The sequence below is a fragment of the Brevibacterium sp. VCM10 genome, from assembly GCF_000583215.1.
GTDB classification, from domain to species: Bacteria; Actinomycetota; Actinomycetes; order Actinomycetales; family Brevibacteriaceae; genus Brevibacterium; species Brevibacterium linens.
In genome coordinates this window covers 97,399-111,610 of record NZ_JAJB01000021.1, presented here as the reverse complement: position 1 = coordinate 111,610, position 14,212 = coordinate 97,399, and the positions used below count along the sequence as shown (strand labels likewise).

General features: G+C 64.1%; 13 protein-coding genes. 5 read left to right on the top strand and 8 right to left on the bottom strand.

Annotated elements, in window-relative coordinates; genetic code table 11:
* Window positions 1–62 precede the first annotated feature (62 nt).
* Window positions 63–809: an MgtC/SapB family protein gene (locus tag AD89_RS0106225; RefSeq protein WP_035320099.1), complete on the top strand. Its 747-nt coding sequence runs from the start codon at window positions 63–65 to the stop codon at window positions 807–809.
* Between the two features lie 31 nt (window positions 810–840).
* Here AD89_RS0106225 and AD89_RS20120 read toward each other — a convergent pair whose 3' ends face one another.
* Window positions 841–1,443 (bottom strand): TetR/AcrR family transcriptional regulator, encoded by a 603-nt coding sequence (locus tag AD89_RS20120; protein ID WP_025777744.1) that lies wholly within the window; start codon window positions 1,441–1,443, stop codon window positions 841–843.
* A 91-nt stretch (window positions 1,444–1,534) separates the two neighbouring features.
* On the opposite strand from AD89_RS20120, the gene AD89_RS0106215 reads away from it, so the two are divergent.
* Together AD89_RS0106215 and AD89_RS0106210 are read left to right on the top strand one after the other, a co-directional pair.
* Complete coding sequence (locus tag AD89_RS0106215) at window positions 1,535–2,719, top strand: hypothetical protein (RefSeq protein ID WP_025777743.1); 1,185 nt, start codon at window positions 1,535–1,537, stop codon at window positions 2,717–2,719.
* 105 nt (window positions 2,720–2,824) lie between these two features.
* The gene (locus AD89_RS0106210; protein ID WP_025777742.1) at window positions 2,825–3,652 is read left to right on the top strand and encodes a hydrolase; all 828 of its coding nucleotides are present in this window, start codon (window positions 2,825–2,827) and stop codon (window positions 3,650–3,652) included.
* Between the two features lie 84 nt (window positions 3,653–3,736).
* Here the strand turns inward: AD89_RS0106210 and AD89_RS0106205 are convergent, their stop codons facing one another.
* From AD89_RS0106205 to AD89_RS0106185, 5 genes are all read right to left on the bottom strand, one after another.
* Window positions 3,737–4,912 carry a fatty acid desaturase family protein gene (locus AD89_RS0106205; protein WP_231488488.1) on the bottom strand — a complete coding sequence of 392 codons (1,176 nt, stop codon included), beginning with the start codon at window positions 4,910–4,912 and terminating at the stop codon, window positions 3,737–3,739.
* A 104-nt stretch (window positions 4,913–5,016) separates the two neighbouring features.
* Complete coding sequence (locus AD89_RS0106200; protein WP_025777740.1) at window positions 5,017–5,667, bottom strand: response regulator transcription factor; 651 nt, start codon at window positions 5,665–5,667, stop codon at window positions 5,017–5,019.
* Window positions 5,664–6,929: a sensor histidine kinase gene (locus tag AD89_RS0106195; protein WP_197021717.1), complete on the bottom strand. Its 1,266-nt coding sequence runs from the start codon at window positions 6,927–6,929 to the stop codon at window positions 5,664–5,666. Before AD89_RS0106195 ends, AD89_RS0106200 begins: the two co-directional genes overlap by 4 nt.
* A 144-nt stretch (window positions 6,930–7,073) precedes the next feature.
* The gene (locus AD89_RS0106190; RefSeq protein WP_025777738.1) at window positions 7,074–8,447 is read right to left on the bottom strand and encodes a purine-cytosine permease family protein; all 1,374 of its coding nucleotides are present in this window, start codon (window positions 8,445–8,447) and stop codon (window positions 7,074–7,076) included.
* The gene (locus AD89_RS0106185; RefSeq protein WP_025777737.1) at window positions 8,444–8,923 is read right to left on the bottom strand and encodes a YybH family protein; all 480 of its coding nucleotides are present in this window, start codon (window positions 8,921–8,923) and stop codon (window positions 8,444–8,446) included. Before AD89_RS0106185 ends, AD89_RS0106190 begins: the two co-directional genes overlap by 4 nt.
* Before the next feature lie 311 nt (window positions 8,924–9,234).
* Between AD89_RS0106185 and AD89_RS0106180 the strand changes: the two genes are divergently transcribed.
* Window positions 9,235–10,500, top strand: coding sequence for an SLC13 family permease (locus tag AD89_RS0106180; RefSeq protein ID WP_025777736.1), 1,266 nt, complete (start codon window positions 9,235–9,237; stop codon window positions 10,498–10,500).
* A gap of 38 nt (window positions 10,501–10,538) precedes the next feature.
* On the opposite strand, the gene AD89_RS0106175 is transcribed toward AD89_RS0106180, so the two are convergent.
* Both AD89_RS0106175 and AD89_RS0106170 read right to left on the bottom strand, forming a co-directional pair.
* Entirely contained in the window at window positions 10,539–12,044 is a 1,506-nt protein-coding gene (locus tag AD89_RS0106175; RefSeq protein WP_025777735.1) for an acetyl-CoA hydrolase/transferase family protein, read from the bottom strand.
* Between the two features lie 77 nt (window positions 12,045–12,121).
* On the bottom strand, window positions 12,122–13,144 hold the full coding sequence (locus AD89_RS0106170; protein ID WP_442853637.1) for a formylglycine-generating enzyme family protein: 1,023 nt from the start codon (window positions 13,142–13,144) through the stop codon (window positions 12,122–12,124).
* A 277-nt stretch (window positions 13,145–13,421) separates the two neighbouring features.
* Between AD89_RS0106170 and AD89_RS0106160 the strand changes: the two genes are divergently transcribed.
* Window positions 13,422–14,210 carry a fructosamine kinase family protein gene (locus tag AD89_RS0106160; RefSeq protein ID WP_025777733.1) on the top strand — a complete coding sequence of 263 codons (789 nt, stop codon included), beginning with the start codon at window positions 13,422–13,424 and terminating at the stop codon, window positions 14,208–14,210.
* Window positions 14,211–14,212 lie beyond the last annotated feature (2 nt).

Genomic DNA, 14,212 nt, shown 5'->3' with positions numbered 1-14,212 from the left:
GCGCCGCCGTCAGGTAGTAAAGAGGGGATGGTCGTTGGGCTAGGGGCTATGGTGAATGCACTATGATCAGCTCTTCGTCGATTGAGAACTTCCTCAGCAGCACCGGGATGATCGAGGCCGGTCTGCTGCTGGCCAGCTTCGTCCTGTGTTCCCTCATCGGCTTCGAACGGCAGTTCCGACAGAAGGCGGCCGGGTACCGAACCCATGTGCTCGTGGGCATCGGCACCTGCGCCTTCACCCTGATCTCCGCGTATGGATTCGCGGGAGTCCTCGAGAACGACGTTCGTCTCGACCCATCACGGATCTCCGCGCAGATCGTCTCCGGCATCGGCTTCCTCGGCGCCGGGGTCATCTTCAAGGGACGCAACATGGTCCGCGGACTCACCACTGCCGCGACGATCTGGGTCACGGCCGCCGTCGGTATGGCCTGCGGCGCCGGGATGCTGCTCTTGGCGACGATGCTCACTGCCCTCCACCTGTTCACGCTCTTCGTCATCGCTCCCCTGATCCGCAAGATCCCCAACAGCGACCACCGCAAACTGCTGCGGGTGTCCTACCGCGACGGAGCGGGAGTCCTCCGCGAGATCCTCGCCCTCGCCGGCCAAATGGGATTCCAGAACACCATCGTCGATTCGCGGCGGTTCGAGTCCGCCGACGGGACGCGGATGGTCCAGGTCGACGTGAGATTCGACGGAAAACGACCCCTGCACCTGCTTGTGGCCCCGCTCATGGAGCTGAACGGAGTCGAAACGGTGAGCATGCGCGAAGACCGCGTCCATTCGGTCGATGACGACGGCGACTCCGTCTGAGCAGCGGAGGAACGAAGAAGTCGACGCTGACTCAGAACTCGATGCTGGAGAGCACGGCTTCGATTCCAGCACGGACCCGCACCCTGGAGGATTCGCCGAAGACGGTCGACTGGACGACTGCGCCCTGGATCATGGCCAGCAGGCCGGGCACCAGAACCGCGGCCCGAGCCCGCGCGGTCTCTGCATCCACTCCCCGTTGGTCCTGCAGGTAGAGAGCGAGGTAGTCGGTGAACTCTGCGATGAGCGTTTCGAAGGTACCCCTGGCGAAATTCGCGAACTCCATGTCGTAGGAGGACTCACCCCACACCTGAACCATCACCGGTGAGAACGGGTTGTCGATGAGCAGTGAATCGATGATCTCGACGAACACCTCCGCAGGAGCCGTCACCTCACCACCGGATTTGGCTGCATCGAGCACCGCCATGCGCGGCCCCATCACCCGGCGGGCGACGTCGATCATCAGGTCGGCCTTCGACGCATAGTAGACATAGACGGCTCCAGCCGACAGCCCCGCCTCCTTGACGATATCGGCCATCGACGCACCGGCGAATCCTTTGCGGGCAAAGCATGTCAGAGCCGCATCCTGGATCCTGGTACGCATCGCGGCCTTGTGCTCCTCGGTGACCTTCGGCACGTCTCCCCCTAAAAACGAATGGCCATTCTTGATATATCCTAGCCGCTGGTTTCATAATGAACGAGTATTCGTTTTCGATGATTGGACAGACATGCCGACCCAGATACTCAGCCGAGAAGACGCGGCCGACCGTTCGGCCGCGAGCACGACACCGGCGACGACAGCCCAGGATGCTCCCCCGCAGTTCGGACGGGCCGTCCTCGTCGCCGTCCTTGCCGCAGCCGTCGTCAGCCTCGTACTGCTCGCCTTCAGCTGGCCGACCGTGACCTCGGATCCCAAGGATCTGCCGATCGCCGCCGTCGGTGATGAAGAGCAGATCGACCGGATCTCCGGCAACGCCCCCGACGGCATGCTCGATCTCAAGCGCGTCGATTCCCGCGCCGAGGCGGTGCAGCTCATCAAGGAGCGTGAGGTCTACGGAGCCTTCGTCCTCGAGGACGAACCGGAGATCCTCATCGCCAAGGCCGCCTCCCCAGCAGTCGCGCAGCAGCTGAGCGGAATCGGCACCCAGATGCAGCACAACATCGACCAGCAGGCGATCTCGGGCCTTCAGGAAGGCACGAAGAAGATGCAGGAGCAGATGCAGAAGGCCCTCGAAGCCGCGGCCGCCGGCCAGGCCCCACCCCAAGGCAACCCGGCGGGAGAAGGCGCCGATCCGGCCGCCTCGGCGATCGAAATTCCGCAGGTGAAGATCACCGACGTCGCTCCGCTCTCCGATGACGATCCCTCCGGCGCGGGACTGGCCATCGCGGGACTGCCCCTGACCCTCGGCGGAATCGTCGGAGGTGTGCTCACCAGCATGGGCATCCGCTCGCGGCGGATGCGCCTGGTCGGCACCGTCGTCTACGGAATCGTCGGCGGAATGGCCCTGGCGCTGATCATGCAGACCTGGTTCGGGATCCTGCAGGGGAATTTCGGCCTCAACGCACTGGCGATCGGGCTCTCGATCGCGGCGACGGTCGGGCTGATCAACGGCTTCGTTTCGCTCATCGGTCCTGCCGGCATCGCCATCGGTGCGGTGCTGACGATGCTGATCGGCAACCCGATCGCCTCGCTCAATCAGCCGAAGGAGTTCCTCGCCGGTTCATGGGGTGACATCGGTCAGTTCTTCGTGCCCGGAGCGGCCGGCACGCTCCTGCGCGATCTCTCCTACTTCCCGGACGCGTCCATGTCGCTCCAGTGGTGGGTGCTCAGCGCCTGGCTCGTCGTCGGCATCGCGCTCATCCTCGTCGGCCATGTCATCGCCCACAGGAAGGCGCACGCCGCCGCCCACTGACAAGCTGGCGCGTCGTTGGACTCCCATCGATCCTGGTCTTCACTTCATGTGAGGACTAGGCTCGGTGGGAGTCTGTGGTTTCACGTGTGGGACCGAGAGGATGACATGGTGGCATTTTCCGATGTGACGATCTGCCGCACCTGCGGGGTGGAGACGACGACCCCTCTGCCCGACTTGTGCCCGATCTGCGCGGACGATCGGCAGTGGGTCCCTGCCTCCGGCCAGCAGTGGACGACGCGGACGGAACTCGAGTCCGAGGGCCACCGCCTCACCATTTCCGAACGCGAACCCGGCCTCTTCGCCATCCGCGTCGAACCGAAGCTCGGAATCGGTCAGACCTGTTATCTCGCCTGCACCGATGCCGGCAATGTGCTCTTCGACGTGCCCGCCTATATCGACGCCGAGGCGGTCGCGGCGGTCCGGGACCTCGGCGGAGTTGCGGCGATCGCCGCCAGCCACCCGCACATGTTCGGCACCCAGTTGGAATGGAGTGCCGCATTCGACGATGCCCCCGTCTTCGTGTGCCGAGCCGATCTCGACTGGGTGCAGCGGACCGGGCGGGCCATCTGCCCCTATTTCCACGAGGCGGAACCGGTCCCCGGAGTGAGGCTCCGACGCACCGGCGGTCATTTCCCGGGCAGCGCTGTAGCGGTATGGACGGGCGCCGACGGCACCGGGGTCATGCTCAGCGGAGATTCCATCGGTCCGGTGGCGCGATCGGGATGGGTGACATTCATGCGCAGCTTCCCGAACTACCTGCCGCTGTCGGCGGCAGTCGTTCGGCGCATCGCAGCCTCGGTGAACGATCTCGACTTCGACCGCATGTACGGCAACTTCGGCCAGTCGATCGCCTCCGAAGCTCACTCAGCGGTGCAGACGTCGGCCGAGCGCTATGCCGAATGGGTCTCCGGTGAACACGATCGGCTCACCTGAGCTTCTTTCTCGTCCGGCCCGCAGCGCTGGAGGTGACTGTGAGGCCTTCAGCCTGCGGGACCGCAACTGAATGTGCCCCGCCAGTCAGCGAGACCGGAACTGCGCGGTGACGGGGCAGTCGAAGGGATCGGCTTCCCCGAGGCCCACTCGGTTGAGGTAGGCGATGATGATGCGGAAGGACTCGAGCAGAGTCGTCTCCGTGTAGGCGATGTCCTTCTGGCGGCAGTATTCGCGCACCATCGGCTGGACCTTGTGGAGGTTGACGCTCGGCATGCTGGGGAACAGGTGGTGTTCGATCTGATAGTTGAGTCCGCCCATGAGGAATCCCATCGGGCGCCCTCCGGAGATGTTGCGTGACATCAGCGTCTGCCGGCGGAGGAAGTCGATCTTCACGTCCTTGGGAACGATCGGCTGACCTTTGTGGTTCGGAGCGAAGGACCCGCCCATGTGGACTCCGAAGACCGCGACCTGAACGATGACGAAGACGCTGCCGATGAGCGGGCCCGCCGCCCAGATCGCCACCAGCGGAAAGCCGATGAGGCGGACGGCGATGAAGACTCCCTCCATCCACCGACGTTTGATCGAGGACTGCCCTTTGACGATGGCCTTGACCGAATTCACGTGCAGCTGCAGGCCCGCCAGCGTGAGCAGAGGCAGGAAGAACCAGCCCTGGCGGGCGGCGAACCATTTGGCGATGCCGGTGCGTTCCCTCGCGTCTTCAGGGGTGAAGACGAGCGCACCGGGAGCGATGTCCCCGTCGACTCCGGCCTTGTTCGGATTGGCATGGTGAAGCGCATTGTGCTTCTTCAGCCACCATCCGTAGCTCAGACCGATGAAGAGGTTGCCGATGATCGTCGACACCCACTCCCCTGTCTTTCCATTGGTGAAGATCTGGCGGTGCGCCGCGTCATGGGCGACATAGGCGGTCTGAGTGAACAGTGCACCGAAGACGACCGCAGTCGCCATCTGCCACCAACTCTCACCGATGAGGAAGAGCATTCCGAAAGCCACAACGTAACCGAGCCCGAGGAGGACGAAGCGCAGCGTGTTCCAACCCGGCCGCCTGGCCAGCAGTCCCGCTTCCTTGACCTGAGCCATCAGCGCGCTGAAGTCGCTGGTGAATTCCTGTTCGGCGGTTCCCCTCTTCGCTCGCCTGCGTTCGAGCACCTCGGCCCGGGACGCGCGATCCGGTGCCGGAGTCGACAACGGCGTCGCAGCTGGGGAAGTCGGTTCAGATGTCATGAGGTCAGACGGGTTCATGGTTCCCACCGTATGGAGATCCGCCCGGTTTTTCGTCACCCCAGGGAGCCGTTCTTCACCCCCTACTCGGGTAGGGGGTGCGAGACGAAGACGAGCGCTCGGACTCAGCTGTTGGGAATGACGAGACCGGATTCGTAGGCGGCGATGACTGCTTGGGCGCGGTCGCGGGCATCGAGTTTGTACAGAATCCGGGAGACGTGGGTCTTCACGGTCTGCACCGCGATGTGCAGGCTCGACGCGATCTCTGTGTTCGAAGCTCCGCGTGCGACTTGGATGAGGATCTCGCGTTCCCGGTCCGTGAGTTCGGGCAGCGCTGTGCGGTTGGCCGTCTTCCCACCGGTAGCGAAGTGCTCGATGACTCGCTTGGTCACGCTCGGGGCCAGCAGCGCTTCGCCTCCCGCGACGATGCGGACCGCCTCGGCGAGTTCAGCGGGCGGAGCATCCTTGAGGAGGAATCCGCTGGCCCCGGCACGGATGGCGTCGAAGACATAGTCGTCGATGTCGAAGGTGGTGAGCATGATGATCCGGGTCGCGGCATTCGCGGCGACGATCGTGCGAGTCGCTTCGATTCCGTCCATGAGCGGCATCCGGACGTCCATGAGGACGATGTCGGGGGCAAGGTCGGCGACGAGATCGACGCTTTGTGCACCGTCCTCGGCCTGTCCGACGACCTCGATATCGGCATGGGCGTTCAGCAGTGCGGCGAAACCGGCGCGCACCATCGCCTGGTCATCGGCGATGACGATTCTGATCATGGGGTCTCCTTGTTCGTCACCGGTGCGTCGGTGGTCGATTCGCTGCCGTCGGTGGGGCGTTCGCGGGGCGCGAGCGGCAGCACCGCTTCGACCTCGAATCCTCCGTCGGCTGTGGACCCGGTGCGGATCTCCCCGCCTACGGAGGCTGCGCGTTCGCGCATGCCGATCAGTCCCTGCCGGTCTTGCTTGTCGTGCTTCGCCGCTTCGCTGGGACCGTCGCCGTAGTCGTTGGTGACGCTGATCCAGACGGCTGGGCTGGCCCCACGAATGCGGATGGCGATGGCGGAGTTGCGGGCGTGGCGTATCGCGTTGCTCAGGGCCTCTTGGATGATGCGGTAGCCGGCGAGTCCGGTGCTGTCGCGCATGAGGTGGTCGATCGGTTCGCCGCTGCGTTCAACGCTGACCTGCACTCCGGCCTGTCGGGCCTTCTCGATGAGAGCATCGATCTCGGAGAACTTCGGCTGCGGTGCCAGTTCGCCTCCGCCCTCATCGTTGCGCAGGACGCTGAGCAGTCCGCGCATCTCTGTCAGCGCGGTGCGGGCGGAAGTGGAGATGTCTTCGAACTCTTTGGCCACCTCCGCGTCGATTCCGGAGTGGCGGAACGGTGCGCTGGAGGCTTGGATGTTGATGATCGACATGCTGTGGGCGACGATGTCGTGGAGTTCCCGGGCGATGCGCGCCTTCTCCTCGATGGTCACGCGTTTGGAGTGCTCCTCCGCGGTGTTCTCCTTCTCCTGGACCAGTTGGGAGCGGATGAGCTGCCATTGCTGGACGATGACTGCGGCGAGATACACGCCGCCGGCGATGCAGGAGTAGATGAGGATGTTGACGATTGCGCCGTCGGTACGGGTGTCTGCCACCAGCAGATGAGTGATGAGCACCGCGGCTGCCGATCCCCCGATGCTGCCGAGCAGTGCGGCCAAGGCCACTCCCCAGTGGGCCCGGAGTCCGATGATGAGGATGATGACGATCTGCGTGATCATCATCGGAACCATCCACGGCCACGGCACACCGGACACGTGAGGCCCCAACAGCGGCAGCACCGTGCAGGCGCCGATCGACATGAGCGTGCCGAAGAGCGGGCGCAGCATCGACAGCGGCATGGATCCGACGTGGACGATCGTGACGACGAAGGCCAATGCGACGGAAGCCTCGTTGACCGAGACGGCGATCGACGATTCCACCGCGAGCATGACGATGGCGAGAACGATCACCGCAACCCAGGCCAGCGCCTCGGGATTGAGTCGACGGTTCGGTGGCATGAACCTGTCGAAGATTACCATCACAGACACCGGGTTCCCTTCTGTGATTCCGGCCGACCTGTGCGATCATAGCGTGTGGACTGCTTCATCACCTGGGAACGGCACATGGTGGTCAGGCCACGACCGTAAACAGACAGGCCGCGTTCAGTCTCCGCGGATCCCTTCGGACAGGTGCGCGTGTTCCGTTCTCGCGAACTTCTCCCGACTGCTCCAGGACAGCGCGAGGTAGAGCACGAAGGAGCTGGCGAAGGACGGGATCGTCGCTCCTATCGGGCTCGGATAGGCGTAGGTGAGCACGTAGGAAGCCAGTGCCCCGAGGACCCACACGCCGACGGCCACCCAATTGATTCCGCGCGTGTAGGAGTAGATCCCGCCGGAGTCCGTGAGGATGTCGGGTGAGTAGGCACGGCGTTTGATGATGTAGTAATCGACGATGAGGATGGCGAACACGGGGACGAAGAACGCTCCGATCATCACCAGGAAGTCGGTGTACTGGTCGAGCAGGGCCAACCATGTCGAACCGATGATCGAGATCGCGCCGAGGATGAGCGCCGTGGGCAGGAACTTCAGCTTCGTTCGGCTCTGTGCGCCGACGACGGAGTTGACCATTCCGTAGACGACCATCGTGTTCGTGGCCATGACGGAGAGGAAGATGACGATGGCCAGCGCCCACCCGAATTCCGCGGCCAAGGCCGTCGGATCGAATTCGGCCGGGTCTCCCCCGTCGAGCAGGATGAAGCTGAACGCGGTGAGACCCAGCAGCATCGCCAGCACGGTCGAGGTCAGGTAGCCCAAACCCGATCCGACGATTCCGGCCTTCTGAGTCCCGGCCAAACGGTTGAGGTCGCCGGAGAGCACGGTCCAGGAGATGGCTGTGGAGATGACGATATCGAGTGCGAGGACCGGAGTGAACTCGAGTGCCGGGAGGCTTTCGATTCCCGCGTACTCGCTCGGTGCATGTCCGGTGAAGGCGATGACGAAGACATAGGCCATGACCAGCAGGATGAGAAGAGCGAACCAGGGTTCGGCCTTCTCGATCCCTTCGTGGCCGAGGATCGCCAGTCCGACGACGAGCGCCTGGCAGAGCACGGAGAAGAGGATCGGATTGGAGAACCCCGTCGTCTGGGCGACCACATAGTTGACACTGATCCCCGCCAACATGGCCTGCACCCAGCTCCAGCCCATGAGGATGATGACGTTGGCCGCGACCGGCAGGAAGCTGCCCTTGGCACCGAAGGCACCGCGGGTGATGGCCATGGTCGCCAGGCCCGTGCGGGTGCCGATGTTGCCGATGAGCGTGAGCACGACGGTTCCGATGATCGTCCCGCCGATGATGACGATGACCGCCGTGGTGAAGTCGACGCCGGGGACGAACAGAGTTCCGGTCAGCAGTGTCGTGACGACGAGGTTCGCGGCCAGCCAGATCATGAACATCCGTCCCCCGCTCAGGGTGCCGCGGATGACCCCGGAGTCATGATCGGATTCCAGTCGCTGCTCCAAACGGCGGTACCAGTTCACTGCGCGGCCTCCTCGGCGTTCGTTGTGACTTCAGCGGCACCAGACCCAGCGGCCGAGGAGTCCCCACCAGAGTCCGGGACCGTGGAGAGGTGTTCGTGGATGGCGATGAGCTCACCATCGCCGAGGCGGCGGAAGATGATCGATTCGCGCTCCCGATACGATTCGCTGCCGTCCACCGTATTCACAGTGGTGTCAACGGTATGGGAGAAGACGGCCCCGCCGGGGAAGGTCTGCACGAGCTGATCCGACGAGGCGCAGGCGGCCACTGACCAACCGTCGGCCAACCACGAAGCCCACTCCCTTTCATATTCCGCACGAGTGTTCAGGCGTCGCGATTCGGGGTGGAAGACGAACGAGGCGTCCTCGGCGAATCGGGAGAAATACGACTGAGTGTCCGTGGCAGCGAAGGCATCGACGATCGCCGAGGCGGCCGTGAGCACATCTGATTCGCTGGGCTCCGGTGTGGATTCGTTCATGATCGACGGCGACCTTTCGCAGACTGAGAAACGGAGGATGCCGCGTTGAGTCCAAATGATTCGCGTGCGGCCCGATGAAGCTGAATGACACACTAACGAGTCTGTGATCGTCCGCACTATCCGCGATGGACGAATTCTGACCTCAGTTATACGAAGCGGCGAATCGGCGCGTGAATTCTTCCGCTGAACGTCACTGTGAGTTCATATGCCGAATGGACCCGATCGCACCAGGTGACATGCATTAATTTGAGTCGCATGCCCGTGTGCCGCCGGACATTCCGCGGCTGACGTTCGAAGGAGAAGCTGAACCCATGAGTGCAGAACTGATCTGCGTCGTCGTCCTCGGACTGATGTTCGTCATCGGAACCTGGCGGGACATCAATATGGGCCTGCTCGGCTTCATCGCGGCTGCGGGCGTCGGCGGCCTCGTCCTGCACCAGGCGCCCGAAGAGTTCCTCGCAGGATTTCCCGTCGACCTCTTCCTTACGCTCGTCGGCCTGACCTATCTCTTCGGATTCGCCCAGAACAACGGAGCCATCGAAGTGATCGTCCGCTGGTGTGTGAAGCTCGTCGGCGGGCGCGTCGGACTCATGCCGTGGATCTTCTTCGCACTGACGGCTGTCCTCATCTCGCTGGGGGCGCTCTTCGCGGTGGCCATCATCGCGCCGCTGGCGCTGTCGTTCGCGCGGCGTCATCGGATCAATCAGTTCATGGTCGGTCTGCTCGTCGTGCACGGAGCATTGGCAGGCGCGTTCTCCCCGATCAGCGTCTACGGCATCTTCATCAATGACTATCTGACCACGAACGGTCTCACACCGACGCCGCTGACCTTGTTCCTCGCCCCGTTCATCTTCAATACCGTCTTCGCGGTCGTTGTCTGGTTCGTCCTCCGTCGCCGGCCAGGACTGCGCGCGGAGGCAGATGGGGCTCATCCCCACCCCGAGCCCGAATTCGACGGCGGAACGACCATCCGCCTCACACGCTCTCAGATCCCGACCCTGATCGGGCTCATCGCGATGGCGCTGTCCGTGATCATCTTCAGCTGGGATGTGGGCCTGGTGACCATCGTGATCTCGGTAGTGCTCGCCGCCATCGACCCGGCCGCAGGCAAGGCCGCGATGTCGAAGGTCTCGTGGTCGATCGTCATCCTCATCTGCGGTGTGCTCACCTACATCGCAGTTCTGCAGGAAGCCGGAACCGTCGAATGGGTGTCGGCCGGAATCTCAGCGATCGGCGTCCCTCTGCTGGCGGCACTGCTGCTGTTCTACATGTCAGGTCTGATCTCTGCGCTGGCGTCGTCTCTGGCGATCATCGGTGTCGTCATCGCTCTGGCGGTGCCGTTCCTCGAATCGGGAGACGTCCATGTCGGCGGATTCGTCGCGGCTCTGGCGATCGCCGCGACCATCGTCGACATCAGTCCGTTCTCGACCAACGGCGCGATGCTCCTGGCGAACGTCCATCCGAGCATTCGCGACCGCTACTACCGGCAGATGATCGGCTACGCCGGTCTCATGTGCCTCATCGGGCCCGGACTCGCCTGGGTGGTCGCCGCGGTTCCGACCGTGATCACCGCCTGAAGATCCACCACGGCGGGGCCGCGCAGTCCCGCTGCGGCTCACATATGTCCGGTACTGAGGAAGTTCTCGTGCCAGGACAGAGCCTCGCCGAGGATGTGCGGGGTATGCCGACCGGTCGGGTTCGCCGCGATCGCACGTTCGAGGTAGTCGGTGAGACGGTCCCGATAGTCCGGGTGGGCGCAGTTGTCGATGATCTTCCGTGCCCTGGCCACCGGCGGCAGTCCGCGCAGATCGGCCAGGCCCCGTTCGGTGACCAAGATCTGAGTGTCGTGTTCGGTGTGGTCGATATGGCTGGCGAACGGCACGATCGCAGAAATCGCTCCCGCTTTGGCCTGCGAGTTCGACACGAAGAAGTTGAGGTAAGCGTTGCGGGCGAAGTCACCGGAGCCGCCGATGCCGTTGATGATCGACGAACCAGTCACATGCGTGGAGTTGACGTTACCGTAGATATCGGCCTCGACCATTCCGTTGATGGCGATGATGCCGAGTCGCCGGATGGCTTCTGGGTGGTTCGACATCTCCTGGGTGCGCAGCAGGATCCTGCCCTTGTACGACTCGATCCGGTCGTTGAAGTCCGCTGCCCGTTCGGCCGAGAGTGAGAACGCCGTCGCCGACACCGAGGTGAGCTTTCCGCTGTCGATGAGGTCGAGCATTCCGTCCTGGATGACTTCCGTATAGGCGGTCAGTCCCGCGAACTCGCTGTCGGCGAGATTGCCCATCACCGCATTGGCGACATTGCCGACGCCTGACTGCAGCGGCAGCAGTTCCGGCGGCAGCCGATCTGCGGCGATCTCATAGCGGAGGAAGTCAACGAGGTGGCCGGCAATCTCCTTCGAGTCCTCGTCGGCAGGTTTGAACGGCAGGTTCCGGTCCGGAGCGTTCGTCTCCACTACGGCGACGACCTTCGACAGGTCGACACGCAGGTACGGATCACCGATGCGCTGCATCGGCTCGAGCAGCTGGATCGGCAGCCGCTCGGGCGGACGCCGAGTTCCGTAGTAGACGTCGTGGAAACCTTCGTACCCACGCGGATGCCAATCGTTGACTTCGAGGATGACCTTATCGGCCAGGTCCAGCCACGTCTTCGAATTCCCCACCGAGCTGCCGGGCACCAGCAGACCATTGGGCAGGATCGCTGCAACTTCGACGACGGCGACGTCGAGATTGCCGTAGAAGCCGAACCACGCCTGCTGCGCCGCATGGCTGAGGTGCGTGTCGACATACGCGGTATCGCCAGAGTTGATCGAGGCCCGCATCGCCGGATCGGATTGGAACGGCAGACGCTTGCTCACCGCGTTCGCTTCGGCCAGCACTCCGTCGAGTTCCGGTGCCGTCGATGCGCCCGTCCACAGTTCGATCCGGAAGTCTTCGCCCTGATCGTGGGCGGCTCGAGCGCGTGCAGCCACTGCCCCCGGCACTGCTTTCGGGTACCCCGAACCGGTGAAACCGCTCATCGCCACGCGTTGGCCATTGTCGATGTGGCGGGCCGCGTCCTCGGCGGTGACGGTCTTGGTACTCAGTTCGGGGCAGGTGATTCTCGACATGGCTGGCAGTCTATCGGGCGTGGCGTCCCCCTCGCCGAGGCGGTCCCGCGTTCCGCGCATGCGTGGTCGGCCTTGGCTCATTGCATAGCTGGGGGCGCGTCCCGGACGACCCGGAATCCGATATTCGACGCCGAGGAATCCGGTGTGTTCGAGGAGCGGGCTGCCACCCGATAGCGGTTGCAGTAGGAGTCGTGGCACAGGAACGATCCTCCGCGCATGATCCGCTTCTCTCCGGTGTCGGGACCGCGGGGATCGGAGTGCGGGGAATGCTGGTAGTAGTCGCGAGCGAACCAGTCAGCGCACCATTCCCATACATTGCCGACGGTGTTGTACAGGCCCAGACCGTTGGGGGTGAACTGTCGGGCCGGCGCGGTGCCGACGAACCCGTCGTCGAGGGTGTTCGTGCGCGGGAATTCGCCCTGCCAGATATTGCAGTTCCATTCCCCGTCGATCAGCAGCCGGTTGCCCCACGGATAACGGCGGCCCTTGAGTCCGCCGCGAGCCGCGAGTTCCCACTCGGCCTCGCTCGGCAGCCGTGTTCCGGACCATGCGCAGAAGGCGCGGGCATCGTCCCAGCTGATGTGGACGACGGGATGGTCTCGTCGGTCGTCGATGGTCGATCCGGGACCTTCGGGTGCCGCCCAGTTCGCGCCGGAGACTTCGACCCACCAAGGCACACCCGGCGCCTGCCCGAGGACGTGAGCTCGTGCTCCGGGATTGGATTCCAGGAGCATTGTGAACACCGCTGAGGTGCCCAGGTGCTCAGCCGTGGTGACATACCCGGTGTCAGCGACGAACCGGGCGAAATCATCGTTCGTCACGCTTGTCGTCGCGATCTCGAATTCGGTGAGGCTCACGCGGTGACGCGGTCCCTCACCGTCGGAGGGGTGCCCGTCGCCGAAGGGATCGCCCATGTCGAAGGTGCCGCCGGAAGTCACGAAGTCGAAGCTGAACGCAGGCATCGATTCCGAGCGCACAGCAGGACGAGCAACGGGGCTAGAAGGATGACTGCCCGCCGCCTCGGCACGGCTGACCGCCGGGGCGCAGCACGAATGGTCGTTCTGTTCCCCGGCGGCGCTCAGATCTCCGGTCGTCGTCACGTCTGGACTCCCTTGTTCTCTCCGGTTCTGCCCCTGTCTCGGGCAGATTCTGGGTTCACCTTATGACCTCGGCAGGGGTCGGGGACAGTCCGGGTCATCTCGCTCAGGTGAAGAAAGCTGACTCCGCGGACACCTCAGACCATCGCCGCCGAGATCGAGGCAGGTCTGCTCACCGTCGACGATACGACCTCGTTGCGACTGCGGCCGGTCTCCTTGCCGAACATGGGCGCTGATCCGAGATCACACGGTCGATGGCTTCCCCGACTACCCTGTGGCCATGACTGATTTCCTCAAACTGCGGAAGTCCGCCCCGGACGGCTTCTTCGCCGCCGAGGCCGCGGGGCTGCGATGGCTGGCCGAACCGGGTGTGGTCCCGGTCGTCGACGTCGTCGAACATGGTGCGGATTTCCTGCGGCTGCGCCGCCTCGAAGAAACCGGTCCCGACGCCGAGGCGGCCGCCGCCTTCGGTCGCGACCTCGCTCGGCTCCACGATGCCGGTGCTCCCGGGTTCGGGTGGGCACCGGCACCACAGGCATTCTTCGGCCCCCTCGACAATCCCTTCGAGGTGCCCGCCGAGTCTGTCAGCGACTTCACCGAGTACTGGGTCGAGCAGCGCCTCCGCCCGTTTGTCGCGGCGGTTGCCGGGGACCTCAAAGGCGCGGATCGGGCCACGGTCGCCTCGGCGATCGATGCGATCTCATCCGGCGCCTTCGCCGGGATCTGCGGCGAAGGCGAGGAGGCACCGGCGCGCATCCATGGGGACCTGTGGGCGGGTAACCTCATGTGGACACCGACCGGGGTGACTCTCATCGATCCGGCCGCACACGGCGGTCACCGACTGGAAGACCTCGCCCTGCTCGCGCTCTTCGGCACCCCGTTCCTCGAGGACATCTTCTCCGGCTACGAACACGCCCACCCGATGCCGGACGGCTGGCAGGAGGACCTGCCGGCGCACAGCTTCTTCGCGCTGCTCGCTCACATTCGTCTGTTCGGGCGCGGGTTCCTCGGACAGACGGTCCGTGCCGCCCGGTCGGTCATCGCCCGGGCGGCACAGCTGGATCGGTGAGG